The sequence below is a fragment of the Pseudomonas sp. m6p genome (assembly GCF_055760375.1).
The window spans coordinates 2160214-2177354 of sequence record NZ_CM147084.1 but is presented as its reverse complement, the minus strand read 5'-3'; the positions used below and the strand labels follow the sequence as shown (position 1 = coordinate 2177354).

The window sequence follows — 17141 nt, the reverse complement described above, 5'->3', positions numbered from 1 at the left end:
TTGAGGCTGCGATCTTTTGCGCTTTCGGGAAAAAGATCGCAGCCAGCGACAGCGCCTACAGGGATTTCTTGACCATGAGTTTTGTTGTACGCCGGGCGCGGCAGAATGATGCCGCCGCCCTCCCCGCCATCGAACGCTCGGCCGCCGAGCTGTTTCGCACAGATCCGACCCTCGCCTGGCTGGCCGACACCGACGTGGCCAGCGCCGCGCAACATCGCCAATTCATCGACCATGCCCACGTCTGGGTCGCCGAAAACACCTCGGCGCAGCTCGCAGGGTTTATCCGCGCGCTGGATGTCGGCAACCAACTGCACATTGAGGAACTGTCCGTCGGCCTGGTGTTTCAGGGTCAGGGCGTGGGCCGTCAACTGCTGCTGGCCGCGATTGAACATGCCCGCCGCGAACAGATGCGCGCCGTGACCCTGACCACGTTCCGCGACGTGCCGTGGAATGCGCCGTTTTATCAGCGGATGGGGTTTGTGGTAGTTGCACCCGGTGAGCACGAAGCGCATTTGCGCGATGCCCTGCAGAACGAAATCGAACAGGGTTTTACCGCCGAGCGACGCTGCGCCATGCAACTGAGATTGCCCTGACAGGACAAATCCCTTGTAGGAACGAGCCTGCTCGCGATAGCGTCCTGTCAGTCAACTGCGTTGGCGCCTGACACTCGGTATTGGCGAGCAGGCTCGCTGCCACGCGGGTTTTCATCATAAAAATAAGGATATTTGCACTGCCGTGGCCACCTACTCCCGCCTGATACGCCGACTGATGATCACCTCGCTGAGCATCGTCATCAGCCGTGCCCTGATAAGTCCGCTACTGACCCTGTTCCTCAGTAACAAACTGGGCCTCAACCCGCAGGACGTCGGTCTGCTGTTGGGCATCGCCGTGTTCAGTGCCACGCTGTTGTCGCTGTACGGCGGCTACATCATCGATCGCCTCGACAAGCGTCAGCTGTTGATCCTGACCATGCTCTCCAGCGGTGTCGGCCTGATGCTGCTGACGTTCGCGCAGAATCTGTACCTGGTCACGCTGGTGCTGATCATCAGTGAAACGGCGTCGGCACTGTTCCTGATCTGCTCCAAAGCGATGCTCAGTGAAAACCTGCCGGTCGGCCAGCGGGTCAAGGCGTTTTCACTGAACTACACGCTGACCAATATTGGCTACGCCGTTGGCCCCATGATCGGTGTTGTGATTGCCGGGGTTCAGCCTTCAGCGCCGTTTATCGTCGCCGGGCTGATTGCCGCCGGCAGCGTTTTCCTGCTGCTGGGCGTGTCCCGCGAGACCAATACGCTGTCGCAGGCCAGCCCACCACAGAGTTTCCTGAACACCCTGATCATCCTGAAAAACGACCGCACGATGATCCTGTTCACCCTCGGTTGTCTGCTCAGCACCCTGGTTCACGGGCGCTTTACCCTGTACCTGTCGCAATACCTGCTGGTGACCCATACCCAAGAACAGACACTCGACACCATGGCCGCCCTGCTGGCCTGCAACGCGATCACGGTGATCCTGCTGCAATACCAGATCGGGCGCTTTCTCAAGCGCGAGCACCTGCGGTTCTGGATTGCCGGCGGCACGGCGTTGTTCATCGTCGGTCTGATCGGTTTCAGCCTGGCGGACAGCCTCGTCGGCTGGTGCGTGGCGATGTTCATCTTCACCCTCGGCGAGATGATCATTTACCCGGCGGATTTCCTCTTCGTCGACACCCTCGCTCCCGAGGAGCTGCGCGGCAGTTATTACGGCGCGCAAAACCTCGCGGCACTGGGCGGTGCGCTGAGTCCGGTGATGTGCGGGTTCCTGCTGATGCACACGCCAGCGCCGAGCATGTTCTACGCCCTGAGCGCTTTGGCCGCGCTGGGGGGTTATTGGTGTTTTGTCAGTGGACGTCGCGTGGCCACAATTCAAAAATAATGCACTGAAGCAGCATTTATATGAATTTGTCAGCATCGAATTTGCACGGCACACTGTGCGCGTTCCTCCCCCAATAGTTGGAACGCTTAGAGGACTTTCCGAAACGGACAAGTCCTTTTTTTTGCCTCGATTTTACTGCCAAGGACCCGATTCACATGCTCGCTCGCTGGTTCCCCGCCGCCATCAACACCCGCCCCACCGAATGGAGCCGCGCCGCCATCGGTATGGCGCTGGGCACCTTGTTCAGTGTCTGGGCGTGCAGTCAGGTATTCGGCCATGAAGTGGCGTATCACCTGATCGGGCCATTGGGCGCTTCGGCGGTGCTGTTGTTCGCCGTGTCCTCCGGTGCGCTGGCGCAGCCTTGGTCGATCATCGGCGGCTATCTGTGCGCCAGTGTGATTGCGTTGCTGGTGGCTCATGTCCTGGGGCGAACCCTGGGCAGTGCTTGTCTGGCGGCAGGCATGGCGCTGATTCTGATGTGCTGGTTGCGTTGTCTGCACCCACCGGCCGGCGCACTGGCGCTGACACTGGTGCTGGCCGATCCCGCCACCATCGCCCTGGACTGGAAAGCCATGGAACCGGTGATGCTCGCCGCCGCCTGCATGCTGCTCAGTGCGCTGGCCTACAACAACCTGACGCGCATCCGCTACCCGAAACGCCCGGCCGAACCCGCGCCGCTGCAGACTCCCGTCGACAGTCAGTCAATTACCGCCGAGGATTTGAAACGGGCACTGGCTGAGATGGAAGCCTTTATCGACGTCACTCCCGAAGACCTCGAACAACTGATCCACGCCAGCGAACTGCACGCCAAACGCCGCAGCATCGGCGAAGTCTTCACCTGACACCTCACTCTCCCTGTAGGAGCTGTCGAGTGCAACGAGGCTGCGATCTTTTCAAGATCAAAAGATCGCAGCCTTCGGCAGCTCCTGCACAAGCACATCCGATTTTTACCTAAGGCAAAAACGCAAACTCCCCCTGCACATATCCCCGTTGTACACGGCAAATTTGCACTGTTACGATCCGTCAACGCTCGCGCGCGAGCTTCTCGAATAAAGACAATAAAAGCAGGGAGTTAGTGATGACTGCTCAGGCTTCATCCCCGCGGACGCCGTCCATGGATGCCACGCAAAACGACGTGCTGGCCGAGGTTCGCAACCACATCGGTCACCTGACCCTCAACCGCCCCGCCGGTCTCAACGCCATCACCCTCGACATGGTTCGGCAGTTGCAGCAGCAACTCGATGCCTGGGCCGCTGATGCCAATGTGCACGCGGTGGTGCTGCGCGGTGCCGGTGAAAAAGCTTTCTGCGCCGGTGGCGATATTCGTTCCCTGTACGACAGTTTCAAAAGCGGCGCCACGCTGCACGAAGATTTCTTCGTCGAGGAATACGCCCTCGACCTGACGATTCATCACTACCGCAAACCGGTACTAGCGTTGATGGACGGCTTCGTCCTCGGCGGCGGCATGGGCCTGGTGCAAGGTGCGGACCTGCGGGTGGTCACCGAGAAGAGCCGTCTGGCGATGCCGGAAGTGGCCATTGGTTATTTCCCCGATGTCGGCGGCAGCTATTTCCTCTCGCGCATTCCCGGTGAACTGGGGATCTATCTGGGCGTCAGCGGTGTGCAGATTCGTGCGGCGGATGCGCTGTATTGCGGGCTGGCCGACTGGTTTGTCGACAGCAGCAAATTGCCGAGCCTCGACGAACAACTCGATCATCTGGAATGGCGCGACACGCCGCTCAAGGATCTGCAGGGCCTGCTGGCGAAAAACGGCGTGCAAACCCTGAGCGATGCACCGCTGGAGAAGTTGCGCCCGGCCATCGACCATTTCTTCGCCCTGCCGGACGTGCCGAGCATTGTCGAGCAACTGCGCGCCGTCACCGTCGCCGACAGCCATGAGTGGGCGACGACCACCGCTGACCTGCTGGAGACCCGCTCGCCACTGGCGATGGCCGTGACCCTGGAGATGCTCCGTCGCGGTCGGCAACTGAGCCTGGAACACTGCTTCGTCCTCGAACTGCATCTGGATCGTCAGTGGTTCGAACGCGGCGACCTGATCGAGGGCGTGCGCGCCCTGCTGATCGACAAAGACAAGACACCACGCTGGAACCCGCCGACCCTCACTGCGCTGGACGCCGGGCATGTCGCGAGTTTCTTTAACGGTTTTGATGAGAGCGGGAGCTGAGCCATGCACGATCTCGAACTGACTGAAGAACAAGTAATGATCCGCGACATGGCCCGGGATTTTGCCCGTGGCGAAATCGCACCTCACGCACAAGCCTGGGAAAAAGCTGGCTGGATCGACGACGCGCTGGTGGCGAAGATGGGCGAACTCGGTTTGCTCGGTATGGTGGTGCCCGAGGAATGGGGTGGCACTTACGTAGATTACGTCGCCTATGCGCTGGCCGTCGAAGAAATTTCAGCCGGTGACGGCGCGACTGGCGCGTTCATGAGCATCCACAACTCGGTGGGTTGTGGGCCGGTCATGAATTACGGCAGCGAAGAACAGAAAAAGACCTGGCTGGCGGATCTCGCCAGTGGTCAGACGATTGGCTGCTTCTGCCTCACTGAACCGCAGGCCGGCTCCGAAGCGCACAACCTGCGCACCCGCGCCGAACTGCGCGACGGCCAGTGGGTGATCAACGGCGCCAAACAATTCGTCAGCAACGGCAAACGGGCGAAACTGGCGATCGTGTTTGCGGTGACCGACCCGGATCTGGGCAAGAAAGGCATTTCTGCGTTCCTGGTGCCCACCGATACGCCGGGTTTCATCGTTGATCGCACCGAACACAAGATGGGCATCCGCGCCTCCGACACCTGCGCAGTGACCCTGAACAACTGCAGCATTCCCGAGGCCAATCTGCTCGGCGAGCGCGGCAAAGGCCTGGCGATTGCCCTGTCCAACCTCGAAGGCGGGCGCATCGGCATTGCTGCGCAAGCCTTGGGCATCGCCCGGGCGGCGTTTGAAGCGGCGCTTGTGTACTCCCGTGATCGCATCCAGTTCGGCAAGCCGATCAACGAACACCAGAGCATCGCCAACCTGTTGGCCGACATGCACATGCAAATCAACGCGGCGCGCTTGATGATCCTGCACGCGGCGCGCCTGCGCTCGGCGGGCAAACCGTGTCTGTCAGAGGCGTCGCAGGCCAAACTGTTCGCCTCGGAAATGGCCGAAAAGGTCTGCTCGTCGGCGATTCAGATTCATGGCGGGTACGGGTATCTGGAGGATTATCCGGTCGAGAAGTACTACCGCGATGCGCGGATCACCCAGATCTATGAGGGGTCGAGCGAGATTCAGCGGATGGTAATTGCGCGTGAGCTGAAGAACTATCCACTGTAAAAGCCAAAAGATCGCAGCCTTCGGCAGCTCCTACAGGAAACCGGTGTAGGAGCTGCCGAAGGCTGCGATCTTTTGATGTTGCCTCAAAAGCTTCGCGAGCAGGCTGGCTCCCACACTGGATCTGTGTCGTACACAAATCCAGTGTGGGAGCGGGCTTGCCCGCAATAGCGTCAGTGAGGACGCAACATTACTTACCGGTAAACTCCGGCGCACGCTTCGCCACAAACGCCGCCATCCCTTCCTTCTGATCCTGCGTCGCAAACGCCGCGTGGAACACCCGGCGCTCGAAGCGCACGCCTTCAGTCAGGTTGACCTCAAACGCACGGTTGACGCTTTCTTTGACCATCATCGCAATCGGCAGCGACTTGCTGGCGATCACGGCGGCGACTTTCAATGCCTCGTCGAGCAACTCATCGCTCGGTACGATCCGCGCAACAATGCCGCAACGTTCGGCCTCCACCGCATCGATCATCCGCCCGCTGAGGCACATTTCCATGGCCTTGGCTTTGCCCACGGCGCGGGTCAGGCGCTGGGTGCCGCCCATGCCCGGGAGCACGCCGAGGTTGATTTCCGGTTGACCGAATTTGGCGTTGTCGCCTGCCAGAATGAAGTCGCACATCAACGCCAGTTCACAGCCGCCACCAAGGGCGAAACCGTTGACCGCAGCGATGATCGGCTTGCGGCGGTTGGCCACGCGGTCGCTGTCGCTGAACAGGTCGTCCATGTAGATTTGCGGGTAGGTCAGCTCGGCCATTTCCTTGATATCCGCGCCGGCGGCGAAGGCTTTCTTCGATCCGGTGATGACGATGCAACCGATGTTCGCATCCGCTTCCAGAGCATCAAGGGCGTGGTTCACTTCGCTGACCAGTTGCGCATTCAACGCATTCAGCGCCTGCGGACGGTTCAGGGTGATCAGGCCGACGCGGCCATGGTTTTCCAGCAGAATCGTTTCGTAGCTCATACATGACTCCTGAATTTGTACCCTGTAGGAGCTGCCGCAGGCTGCGATCTTTTGATCTTGTTTTTAACAATCAAAAGCAAAAGATCGCAGCCTGCGGCAGCTCCTGCAAAGGGTTGGGGTTAAAGGTTGCGCGAAATAACCATGCGCTGAATGTCGCTGGTGCCTTCGTAGATCTGGCAGACGCGCACGTCGCGGTAAATGCGTTCCAGCGGGAAGTCGTTGAGGTAACCGTAACCGCCCAGCGTCTGCAACGCCATCGAGCAGACTTTCTCGGCCATTTCCGAGGCGAACAGTTTCGCCATCGAAGCCTCGACCAGCGCCGGCTGACCGCTATCGCGCAGGGCCGCGGCGTAATGCACCATCTGCCGGGCGACGGCGATCTGCGTGGCCATATCGGCGAGGCGGAATGCGACGGCCTGGTGTTCGATGATCGGTTTGCCAAAGGTGTCGCGCTCGCGGGCGTAGTCGCGGGCCGCTTCGAACGCGGCACGGGCCATGCCCACCGCTTGCGAAGCGATACCGACACGTCCGCCTTCAAGGTTGGCCAGGGCGATTTTGTAGCCTTCGCCCTCCTCACCCAAGCGATTGGCCACCGGCACCTTCACGTCTTCAAACAGAATCTGGCAGGTGTCTGACGCGTGCTGGCCGAGCTTGTCTTCGACCCGGGCGACTTTGTAACCCGGCGAATCGGTGGGCACGATGAACGCCGTGATGCCGCGCTTGCCGGCACTCGGATCGGTCACCGCAAACACGATCACGATCCCGGCGTTCTGCCCGGAAGTGATGAATTGTTTGCAGCCGTTGAGCACGTAGTGATCGCCCTCCAGACGGGCGCGGGTTTTCAGGCTGCTGGCATCGGAGCCGGCCTGCGGCTCAGTCAAGGCGAAGGCTCCGAGCATGGCGCCGCTGGCCAGCGGTTTGAGGAAGCGCTCGCGCTGGTCGTCGTTGCCGAACTTGAGGATCGGCACGCAGCCGACCGAGTTGTGCACGCTCATGATGGTCGAGCAGGCGCCGTCGCCGGCGGCGATTTCTTCCAGGGCCATGGCGTAAGCCAGGTAACCGGTGTCACAACCGCCCCACTGTTCCGGCACGAGCATGCCAAAGAAGCCCAGTTCGGCCATTTCGCCGATGGCTTCCTTGGGGAAACGATGTTCGCGATCCCACTCGGCGGCGAACGGTTTCAGCCGTTCCTCGGCGAACTGCCGGGCCATGTCGCGGATCTGGGTTTGGTCTTCGTTGGGAATCATGGTGAATCCTTAACTTAAATCCGGGTTACACACCGCCCCCTGTAGGAGCTGCCGCAGGCTGCGATTTTTTGATTTTGATTTTAAAAACAAGATCAAAAGATCGCAGCCTCGTTGCACTCGACAGCTCCTACAGAGAGAGGGTGCTCAGTAGACGCATTCCACGGCCATCGCCGTGGCTTCACCGCCGCCGATGCAGATCGCCGCAATCCCGCGTTTCAGGTTTTTCTGGCGCAGGGCCGAGAGCAAGGTCACCAGAATCCGCGCGCCCGAGGCACCGATCGGATGGCCCAGCGCGCAGGCGCCGCCGTGCACGTTGAGCTTGTCGTGGGGGATTTCCAGGTGAGTCATCGCCGCCATCGCTACCACGGCGAACGCTTCGTTGATTTCGAACAGATCGACCTCGTTCAACGCCCAACCGGTCTTCTTCACCAGCTTCTTGATCGCGCCAATCGGTGCCACCGGGAACAGGCCCGGCGTGTCGGCAAACGCCGCGTGACCGTGAATCACCGCCAGCGGTTTCAACCCGAGTTTCTGCGCTTGCGACTGACGCATCAGCACCAGGGCCGCTGCGCCGTCGGAGATCGAGCTGGAGTTGGCCGCCGTCACCGTGCCGCCCTCGCGGAACGCCGGTTTCAGTGAGGCGACCTTGTCCAGTTTGGCTTTCGGCGGCTGCTCGTCGTTGCTGATCAGCAGTTGTTCTTTGCCGACGGTCACTGTGAGCGGAACGATCTCGGCTTTGAAGCTGCCGTCCTTGATCGCCTGCTGGGCGCGGGTGGTCGAGGCGATGGCAAAGGCATCCTGGGCTTCGCGGCTGAATTCGTTGGTTTCGGCGCAGTCTTCGGCGAAGGTGCCCATCAGACGGCCCTTGTCGTAGGCGTCTTCAAGGCCGTCGAGGAACATCGAATCGAGCACGCGGCCATGGCCCATGCGGTAACCGGCACGGGCGCGGTCCAGCAGGTACGGCGAGTTGGACATGCTTTCCATGCCGCCGGCGATCACCACGTCGGCGCTGCCGGCCAGCAGCATGTCATGGGCGAGGATGGTGGTTTCCATGCCCGAACCGCACATCTTGTTGACCGTGGTGCAACGGGTGGATTTATCCAGCCCGGCACCCAGAGCCGCCTGACGGGCCGGTGCCTGACCGAGGCCGGCGGGCAATACGCAACCGAACAACACTTCGTCGACCGCGTCGTTGGCGACGCCGGCGCGTTCCACTGCGGCCTTGATCGCGGCGGCACCGAGTTGCGGTGCGGTGAGGCTTTTCAGTTCGCCCTGAAAACCGCCCATCGGGGTACGGACGGCACTGACGATAACAATCGGATCGTTGGCAAGAGTCATGACAAATCCTCCTTACTTGGCGGCCATGCGCAAGGCGCCGTCGAGACGGATCACCTCACCGTTGAGCATGCTGTTTTCGATGATATGCCGAACCAGCGCGGCGTACTCGGCAGGTTTCCCGAGGCGCGGCGGAAAAGGTACGCCAGCGGCCAGCGACTCGCGCACTTCCGGGGTCATGCCGGCCATCATCGGCGTTTCGAAAATGCCCGGAGCGATGGTCATCACGCGGATGCCGAAACGCGCCAGTTCACGCGCGGCCGGCAGGGTCAGGCTGGCAATCGCGCCTTTGGAAGCAGAATACGCCGCCTGGCCGATCTGGCCGTCGAACGCTGCGACCGAGGCGGTATTGATGATCACCCCACGCTCGCCATCAGCATTGGCTTCGCTCTCGGCAATGGCCGCTGCGGCCAGTCGCAGCATGTTGAAGCTGCCGATCAGATTGACGTTGATCACTTGGGCAAAACTCGACAGCGCATGCGGGCCGTTCTTGCCGAGGATCTTTTCGCCACGGACGATACCGGCGCAGTTGACCAGACCGTTGAGGCTGCCAAAGGCTTTCACCGTGGCCTGCACCGCAGCTTCGGCAGCGGCTTCATTGCTGATATCGGCCACCACAATTTGCGCGCCAAGGCGCTGGGCCTGCGCGGCGACGGCTTCGGCATTCATGTCCACCAACATCACTTTGGCGCCGGCGTTGACCAGCAATTCGGCGGTGGCGGCACCCAGGCCGGACGCGCCGCCGGTGACGATAAAAACCTTGTTCTCGATCTGCATGACGGACTTCCTGATTCAAGCTGAAACGTTGTGCGCCGCGGCCTCTTGAGCCTTGGCGATTTCCTGGTTGCGCAAGATAAAGCGCTGCAATTTGCCGCTTGGGGTTTTCGGCAATTCGCTGACAAATTCGATTTCACGGGGGTACGAATGCGCGGCCAGACGCTTGCGCACGTGTTGGCGCAACTCTTCGGCCAGCGCCGGTTCGGCGCGGTATTGCGGGTTGAGCACGACGAACGCCTTGACCAGTTCGGTGCGCTCCGGATCGGGCTTGCCGACCACGGCCGCTTCGACCACTGCCGGGTGCTCGATCAGCGCGCTCTCGACGTCGAACGGGCCGACGCGGTAGCCGGAGGTGGTGATCACATCATCACTGCGCCCGACGAAGCTGATGCTGCCGTCCGGGTTCCATTCCACGGTGTCGCCGCTGAGGTAGTAATCGCCGACGAAGGCTTTGGTCGGCACGCCCTCGTAGCCGCCGAACCAGCACATCGGCGACTGGGTGCGGTCGATCGCGAGGATGCCCGGCTGGCCGACGCCGAGTTCGTTGTGGTGCTCGTCGAGCACCACGATGCGGTGGCCCGGTGAGGCGAAACCGGCGGCGCCGAGGTGGATCGGATGCTGCAGACCGTGGTGGTTGCACAGGACCATGCCCAGTTCGGTCTGGCCGTAATGGTCGTGAATCACTACGCCGAGGTTGTCGGCGAACCAGCGAATCACTTCCGGATTGAGCGGTTCGCCGGCGCTGCTGACAATGCGCAGCTTGCCCTTGATCGACTTGGCGAATTCGTTGCCACCGGCAATCAGCAAGCGGTACGCGGTCGGCGAACCGGTAAGGTTGGTGATGGCGTATTTGTTGATTACCCGGCAGGTGCTTTCGAGGGTGAACGGGCCATCGTAAAAGGTGATCGGATGCCCCATCGACAGCGGGCCGGTGACGCCGAAATAGATGCCGTAGGCCCAGCCCGGATCGGCGACGTTCCAGAACGAATCTTCAGGGCGCAGATCCACCGCGTCGCGGGTGTAGCTCTGGAACGCGACGATGGCCTTGAGCGGCACCGACAGCGCTTTCGACGGGCCGGTGGTGCCCGAGGTGAACATCAGCAGGAACGGATCTTCGCCGCTCAGCAGCACCGGCTCGCAGACATTGGAATAGTTGGCCAGCTCGGCCCAGAAACTGAAATCGCCACGGACGATGCCCTGACCTTTGGCGCCGCCGACGCTGACGATGGTCGGGCATTCGCTGACTTCAGCGAGTTTCGGCCGGTTGACCGCGTCGGTGACCACCACTTTGGCGCCGGAACTGTTCAGGCGATGCTCGATGGCCTTGGGGCCGAACGCGGTGAACAGCGGCTGATACACCGCGCCGATGCGCCAGGTGGCGAACACGGTGATGAGCAATTCGATGTTGCGTGGCAGCAGGCCGGCGACCTTGTCGCCCTTCTGCACGCCTTGTTCGAGAAGGAAATTGGCGAAGCGCGCGGCTTTGTCTTGCAGTTCGCTGAAGGTGTACGTGGCACTGGCACCGTCGCGGCCTTCCCAGAACAGCGCGATGCGCCCCGGCAAGGCATGGCGGTCGCAACATTCGACGCAGGCGTTGAGCGCCTCCAGCGTGCCGCTGAGCGCAGCGTCCACGGTGTGCTGATAGTTGAACTGTTTGGTGGCAGACAAGTAATCGCGCATTGCCAGAATCCCTCGGTGTTTTTATTAGGCTGGGAACCGTAAACAACACAGGGATAGTCGCGCTGCGGCGCGGAGGCGGCAATGGTCAAAGCCATCAAAGTGGCTGACTGGTTTGGCCATGCTTGCAGAATGACAAACAACCCCCTGTAGGAGCTGCCGCAGGCTGCGATCTTTTGATCTTGTTTTTTAGAACATCAAAGGCAAAAGATCGCAGCCTGCGGCAGCTCCTACAGGGGAAGCGCATTCCAAATGTGCGTCGGATCAGACCGCTTCGTTAAGGATCAACGTACGGTAATGCCCCGGATTGGACCCCGACCACTTGCGAAACGCCTTGTAGAACGAACTCGCATCGGCAAACCCCAGCCGCGTGGCGATCTCGACGAAGCTGATCGACGGTTCCGCCAGCCAACTGATCGCCAATTCCTTGCGCACGCTGTCCTTGAGACCCTGATAGGTCTGCCCTTCCTCGGACAAACGCCGGCGCAGAGTCGAAGCGGACATGCACAGTTGCTGCGCCAGCGCCTCGGTCTCCGGCCAATGTTCGGCGGGCAACTGCCGCAGATCCTGCTTGATCCGGCTGGCAAGGCTCTCAGGATCGCGGTACTTCACCAGAATGTTCGCTGGCGCATGGGCCAGAAAGCGTTTCAATTCTTCGGCCGTGCGCTTGATCGGCAGATCAAGGCAGTCAGCGGCGAAAATCATCCGCGTACGCGGACGCTCGAAGCGCAGGTTTTCCGAGAACATCACCCGATAGTCGTCGCAGAAATCCGGCTCGGCGCAGCGCAATTCGATCGCCAGAATCGGAATTCGCCGCCCCGCCAGCCAGCAGGCCACGCCGTGGACGATCATCCAATAGGTGAAATAGGTGAACGCGCGGCGCGGCTCCGGGTCGTCTTCGAGCAGGACGATTTCCGCCAGGCTCTGCTGATGCACCAGTTGCGCGGGCATTTTTTCAAGCATCAGCGAGAGAAAACTCAGGCCCATGTTCAGGCCGGCGGCCAGCGTCGATTGCGCCATGGCGCTGCGGCAGAGGAATTCGAGGCTGCCGGACCTGAGCCGGCGCGGATCCATGCCAAAGAACTCGTCATCGCCGCGCCGGGCCAGCAGACGCCAGAGTCTGGCGTATTGCGAGGCGGGCACCCTGCCCTGTTCGCTGTGCAGCAGGGTCGGCGCAATCCCGACCTTGTTCAAGACCTCATCCGTGGCCACGCCCGGGGCACAACTTTGCAGCAGCGCTTCACGCACCAGCTGCACGGCGATGGTGTCTTTTTCCGACATGGAGCGAGGCAGACCTTGTGGTTTTCGAGTGACGGGCATCTTAACGCAGGATGCGAATTCAGCACGAATCCCCTGTAGGAGCTGCCGCAGGCTGCGATCTTTTGACTTTGATTTTTAAAAAAAAGATCAAAAGATCGCAGCCTTCGGCAGCTCCTACAGGGGGGGGCTGTGCGGGGGACGAAAAACATGCCGTTCAGCGAATGTTCAGGTAAATGTCAACCATCCCCATTTGGGAATGAGTGTCATTATGTTACAACTTAGCCACCTATCTAAATTACTCGTGGTTGCCTGAATGCTCGTTCCCTTTCTGATCATGCTGCGCGAAGGCATTGAAGCCGCGCTGATCGTTGGCATCATCGCCAGCTACCTGCAACAGACCGGTCGTGGCCAATGGATGCCGGCGGTGTGGATCGGTGTCTTCCTCGCCGCTGCGCTGGCGCTGCTGGTCGGTGGTGGCCTGGAACTGGTCAGTGCCGAATTCCCGCAGAAACAGCAGGAATTGTTCGAAGGCATTGTCGGACTGGTCGCGGTGGGCATCCTCAGTTCAATGGTGTTCTGGATGCGCAAGGTCGCGCGTTCGATCAAGCATTCATTACAGGCCTCGCTGGATCACGCCTTGACCTCGTCAAAGCATCAAGTAATCGCACTGATCGCCATGGTGTTTTTCGCCGTGGCTCGCGAAGGACTGGAAACCGTGTTCTTTCTGCTCGCGGTATTCCAGCAGAGCGAGGGCCCAGGCGCGCCGATCGGTGCCCTGCTCGGCCTGGTGCTGGCAATCGTCGTCGGTTTCCTGATCTACAGCGGCAGCATGCGCCTGAACCTGTCGGCGTTCTTCAAGTGGACCGGGTTGTTCATTCTGGTGGTCGCCGCCGGAATCCTCGCCAACTCGGTGCAAGCCCTGCATGAAGCCGGTGTGTGGAATCACCTGCAAAGCGTGCTGTTCGATTTCAGCGCGACGCTGCCGATGGACGGCCCGCTGGGTTCGGTGCTGGCCGGCATGTTCGGGTATCAGGATGCGCCGACCGTCAGCACCCTCGGTGCGTACCTGATCTATCTGGTGCTGGCGCTGGTGATGTTTTTCTACCCCGCCGCGCCGGCCTCAAGCGCAGACACAGCCGGCAAATCGTCTTCCGTTTCCAGCCAATAAGGGCACCCATGTCAACGCCTAATACTCCTCAGGCCTCGCCTCCCCGCGCCTTGCGCTGGGCGGTGGCCGGTTCGGTGGTCGTGATGATCGCCGCCGGCGGCTTGTTCTACTACGCCTCGAAAATGGCCGCGGCCAAGCGTCAGCACAACCATGATGAAGTCGTGGTCAACATCAATGCGCACAGCTGTGATCCGAACGAGTTGACGGTTCCCGCCGGTCGCGCCAGTTTCCGCATCGTCAACCGCTCCGACCGCGCGGTGGAATGGGAAATCCTCGACGGCGTGCTGGTGATCGAAGAGCGCGAGAACATTGCCCCGGGCCTCAGTCAGGTAATCAACGCCAACCTGCAACCCGGCGACTACGCGATCACTTGCGGTCTGCTGAGCAACCCTCGCGGCGTGCTGCACGTGACGCCGACAGCGGCCTCCGATGCTGCCGCCAAGGCCAAGCCGTCGATGGTCGCTTTCGTCGGGCCTTTATCGGAGTTCCGCGTGTATCTGGCCACTCAGGGCAGCGCGCTGATCAAAGCCGTGACCGCGCTGAATCAGGCAGTTGCCAGCGGCGACCTGGCGCAGGCGCAAGCGCTGTACCTGCCGGCCCGTGCCGCTTACCAGCGTCTGGCACCTGCCGCGCAACGGCTGGCGGAACTGGACAACAGCATCAATGCCCGCGCCGATTACTTCGAAAAACGCGAACAGGATCCGGCCTTCGTCGGCTTCCACCGCGTCGAATATGCACTGTTCCAGCAACGCAGCCTCGACGGCTTGAACCCGGTCGCCGAGCGTCTGCTGGTCGACGTCACCACGCTCAAACAGCAACTGCTGGCCCAATCGCTGCCGCCGGAACAGCTGGTGAGCATCGTGGTGCGCAACCTCAACACCCTGGCCGACGTGCGCGCCGCCAGCGGTGAAGAGGAACGCTACAGCCACGCCGACCTCAGTGGCTTCGCCAGCAATCTGGAAACCGCGCACAAAGTGGTCGAGCTGCTGCGGCCGATGCTGAGCAAGTCGGCGCCGGAGCTGCTGTCGAAAATTGACGCGGCGCTGAGTGATTTCGACAGCGTACTGAACAGCTTCAAGGTCAAGGACGGCTACGCCACATACGACACGGTCAGTGGCGTACAACGCAAACAGATCGCCGACAAGGCCAAGGCACTTGCCGACGCTCTGGATGGCATCGACCCCGCCCTCGGCCTCTCCGGCCTGTAAGCAGAAGACGAATACCGATGAAAGAATTGCAAAACCTCGATGTGCAACGTCGCCGCCTGCTGATGGGCATGGGTGTCGCCGGTGTCGCCCTGGCCGGGTCGGCCCTGAGCTGTCCAGCCATGGCTGCAGCCCCGGCGCAAGTCACCGAAGCGCCGAGCAGCGACAAGACCGAAGACCGCCACGACTTCCACGGCGTGCACCAGACCGGCATCGTCACCCCGCGCCCGGCGTCCGGCATGCTGGTTTCGTTCGACGTACTGGCCAGCGATCGCGAAGACCTTGAGCGGCTGTTCCGTACCCTCAACGAGCGCATCGCGTTCCTGATGAAGGGCGGCCCGGTGGCGCAGATCGACCCGAAACTGCCACCGCCGGATTCCGGCATCCTCGGCCCGGTGGTGACCCCGGACAACCTGACCATCACCGTCTCGGTCGGCGAATCGCTGTTCGACGAACGCTTCGGTCTGGCCGCCGCCAAACCGAAGCGCCTGCAACGCATGGTCGGCTTCCCCAACGATGCGCTGGAAGCCGATTGCTGCCACGGCGACTTGAGCCTGCAGTTCTGCTCGAACACCGCCGACACCAACATTCACGCCCTGCGCGACATCGTCAAGAACCTGCCGGACCTGCTGCTGGTGCGCTGGAAACAGGAAGGCAGCGTGCCGCCGCAAGCCCCGGCCAAACCGGGTGTGCCGGCGCAATCGGCGCGTAACTTCCTCGGTTTCCGCGACGGCTCGGCCAACCCCGACTCCAACGACGCCAAGGCCATGGACAAGATTGTCTGGGTGCAACCGGGCAGCGATGAGCCGGCCTGGGCGGCGCACGGCAGCTATCAAGCGGTGCGGATCATCCGCAATTTCGTCGAGCGCTGGGACCGTACGCCGTTGCAGGAACAGGAAAGCATCATCGGTCGGGTCAAGACCACGGGCGCGCCGATGGGCGCCCACCATGAAACCGAGGTCCCGGATTACAGCAAAGACCCGCAAGGCAAGCTGACCAAGCTCGACGCGCACATCCGCCTGGCCAACCCGCGCACCGCCGCGAGCCAGGCCAACCTGATCCTGCGCCGGCCGTTCAACTACTCCAACGGCGTGAATAAGAACGGCCAGCTCGACATGGGCCTGCTGTTCATCTGCTACCAGGCCGATCTGGAAAAAGGCTTCATCACCGTGCAGACCCGCCTCAACGGCGAGCCGCTTGAGGAATACCTCAAACCGGTCGGCGGCGGTTACTTCTTCACCCTCCCGGGTGTCACCGGCGACAAGGATTTCATCGGTCGCTCGCTGCTTGACGCCACCCAACCCAAAACAGCTGCCTAACCACAAAAAAACCTCGGAGCCGCTCCATGAAAAAGTCGCCACTCGCGTTATTGCTGACCCTCGGTTTGCTCAACACCCCGCTGTCGGCGTTCGCCGCAACAGCACCGCTGGATCTGGTCGGCCCGGTGTCGGACTACAAGATCTACGTCACCGAGCAACTGGATGAACTGGGCAGCCACACCAAGCAGTTCACCGATGCGGTGAAGAAAGGCGATCTGGCCACCGCGCAAAAGCTCTACGCGCCGACTCGCGTCTACTACGAGTCGATCGAGCCGATTGCCGAGCTGTTCAGTGACCTTGATGCATCCATCGACTCGCGCGTCGACGACCACGAAAAAGGCGTGAAGGCTGAAGATTTCACCGGATTCCATCGCCTTGAATATTCGCTGTTCTCGGAGAAGAGCACCGAAGGCCTGACGGCGCTGGCTGACAAGCTGGACAGCGACGTCAAAGACCTGCAGACCCGCGTCGCCGGCCTGACCTTCCCGCCGGAGAAAGTCGTCGGCGGTGCGGCCGCGCTGTTAGAAGAAGTTGCCGCGACCAAGATCTCCGGTGAAGAAGATCGCTACAGCCACACCGACCTGTATGACTTCCAGGGCAATATCGACGGCGCTAAGAAGATCGTCGACCTGTTCCGTCCGCAGATCGAAAAGCAGGACAAGGCGTTCGTTGCCAAAGTCGACAAGAACTTCGCCACCGTCGACAAGATCCTCGCCAAGTACAAGACCAAGGACGGTGGTTTCGAGACGTATGACAAGGTGAAGGACAACGATCGCAAGGCGCTGGTTGGCCCGGTCAATACGTTGGCGGAAGACCTGTCCACGTTGCGTGGCAAGTTGGGGCTGAACTGACGGATTTGAGTCGCCAGTAAAAAAGATCGCAGCCTTCGGCAGCTCCTACAGGGTGTTCACGTACCCAATGTAGGAGCTGCCGGAGGC

15 protein-coding genes are annotated in these 17141 nt (G+C 61.1%); 9 read left to right on the top strand and 6 right to left on the bottom strand.

Annotated elements, in window-relative coordinates:
* Window positions 1–74 precede the first annotated feature (74 nt).
* From ACYZUM_RS09820 to ACYZUM_RS09800, 5 genes are all read left to right on the top strand, one after another.
* The gene (locus ACYZUM_RS09820; protein WP_041063779.1) at window positions 75–593 is read left to right on the top strand and encodes a GNAT family N-acetyltransferase; all 519 of its coding nucleotides are present in this window, start codon (window positions 75–77) and stop codon (window positions 591–593) included.
* 142 nt (window positions 594–735) lie between these two features.
* On the top strand, window positions 736–1914 hold the full coding sequence (locus ACYZUM_RS09815) for an MFS transporter (protein WP_108182678.1): 1179 nt from the start codon (window positions 736–738) through the stop codon (window positions 1912–1914).
* 155 nt (window positions 1915–2069) lie between these two features.
* A complete protein-coding gene (locus ACYZUM_RS09810) occupies window positions 2070–2756 on the top strand; it encodes an HPP family protein (RefSeq protein WP_108182677.1) in 687 nt (228 codons plus the stop codon).
* Between the two features lie 236 nt (window positions 2757–2992).
* Entirely contained in the window at window positions 2993–4099 is a 1107-nt protein-coding gene (locus ACYZUM_RS09805) for an enoyl-CoA hydratase/isomerase family protein (RefSeq protein WP_108182676.1), read from the top strand.
* A gap of 3 nt (window positions 4100–4102) precedes the next feature.
* The gene (locus ACYZUM_RS09800) at window positions 4103–5254 is read left to right on the top strand and encodes an acyl-CoA dehydrogenase family protein (protein ID WP_108182675.1); all 1152 of its coding nucleotides are present in this window, start codon (window positions 4103–4105) and stop codon (window positions 5252–5254) included.
* 187 nt (window positions 5255–5441) lie between these two features.
* On the opposite strand, the gene ACYZUM_RS09795 is transcribed toward ACYZUM_RS09800, so the two are convergent.
* The 6 genes from ACYZUM_RS09795 to ACYZUM_RS09770 form a co-directional block, all read right to left on the bottom strand.
* Window positions 5442–6215 (bottom strand): enoyl-CoA hydratase, encoded by a 774-nt coding sequence (locus ACYZUM_RS09795; RefSeq protein WP_108182674.1) that lies wholly within the window; start codon window positions 6213–6215, stop codon window positions 5442–5444.
* A 119-nt stretch (window positions 6216–6334) separates the two neighbouring features.
* Window positions 6335–7462 (bottom strand): acyl-CoA dehydrogenase, encoded by a 1128-nt coding sequence (locus ACYZUM_RS09790; RefSeq protein WP_027611962.1) that lies wholly within the window; start codon window positions 7460–7462, stop codon window positions 6335–6337.
* Between the two features lie 144 nt (window positions 7463–7606).
* Window positions 7607–8800 carry an acetyl-CoA C-acyltransferase gene (locus tag ACYZUM_RS09785; protein ID WP_108182673.1) on the bottom strand — a complete coding sequence of 398 codons (1194 nt, stop codon included), beginning with the start codon at window positions 8798–8800 and terminating at the stop codon, window positions 7607–7609.
* A 12-nt stretch (window positions 8801–8812) separates the two neighbouring features.
* Window positions 8813–9574 (bottom strand): SDR family NAD(P)-dependent oxidoreductase, encoded by a 762-nt coding sequence (locus tag ACYZUM_RS09780; protein WP_108182672.1) that lies wholly within the window; start codon window positions 9572–9574, stop codon window positions 8813–8815.
* A 15-nt stretch (window positions 9575–9589) separates the two neighbouring features.
* The gene (locus ACYZUM_RS09775; protein ID WP_108182671.1) at window positions 9590–11254 is read right to left on the bottom strand and encodes an AMP-binding protein; all 1665 of its coding nucleotides are present in this window, start codon (window positions 11252–11254) and stop codon (window positions 9590–9592) included.
* A 261-nt stretch (window positions 11255–11515) separates the two neighbouring features.
* Window positions 11516–12532, bottom strand: a complete 1017-nt coding sequence (locus ACYZUM_RS09770) for an AraC family transcriptional regulator (RefSeq protein ID WP_108182670.1) — start codon at window positions 12530–12532, stop codon at window positions 11516–11518.
* Window positions 12533–12824: 292 nt separating this feature from the next.
* On the opposite strand from ACYZUM_RS09770, the gene efeU reads away from it, so the two are divergent.
* From efeU to efeO (ACYZUM_RS09750), 4 genes are read left to right on the top strand one after another with little or no spacing between them, the layout of a single operon-like run.
* Window positions 12825–13679, top strand: a complete 855-nt coding sequence (efeU, locus tag ACYZUM_RS09765; RefSeq protein ID WP_108182669.1) for an iron uptake transporter permease EfeU — start codon at window positions 12825–12827, stop codon at window positions 13677–13679.
* Window positions 13680–13687: 8 nt separating this feature from the next.
* Window positions 13688–14887: an iron uptake system protein EfeO gene (gene efeO, locus ACYZUM_RS09760; RefSeq protein ID WP_108182668.1), complete on the top strand. Its 1200-nt coding sequence runs from the start codon at window positions 13688–13690 to the stop codon at window positions 14885–14887.
* A 17-nt stretch (window positions 14888–14904) separates the two neighbouring features.
* Window positions 14905–16203: an iron uptake transporter deferrochelatase/peroxidase subunit gene (efeB, locus tag ACYZUM_RS09755; RefSeq protein ID WP_108182667.1), complete on the top strand. Its 1299-nt coding sequence runs from the start codon at window positions 14905–14907 to the stop codon at window positions 16201–16203.
* A 26-nt stretch (window positions 16204–16229) separates the two neighbouring features.
* Complete coding sequence (gene efeO / locus ACYZUM_RS09750; RefSeq protein WP_041063755.1) at window positions 16230–17054, top strand: iron uptake system protein EfeO; 825 nt, start codon at window positions 16230–16232, stop codon at window positions 17052–17054.
* The last annotated feature ends 87 nt before the right edge of the window (window positions 17055–17141 follow it).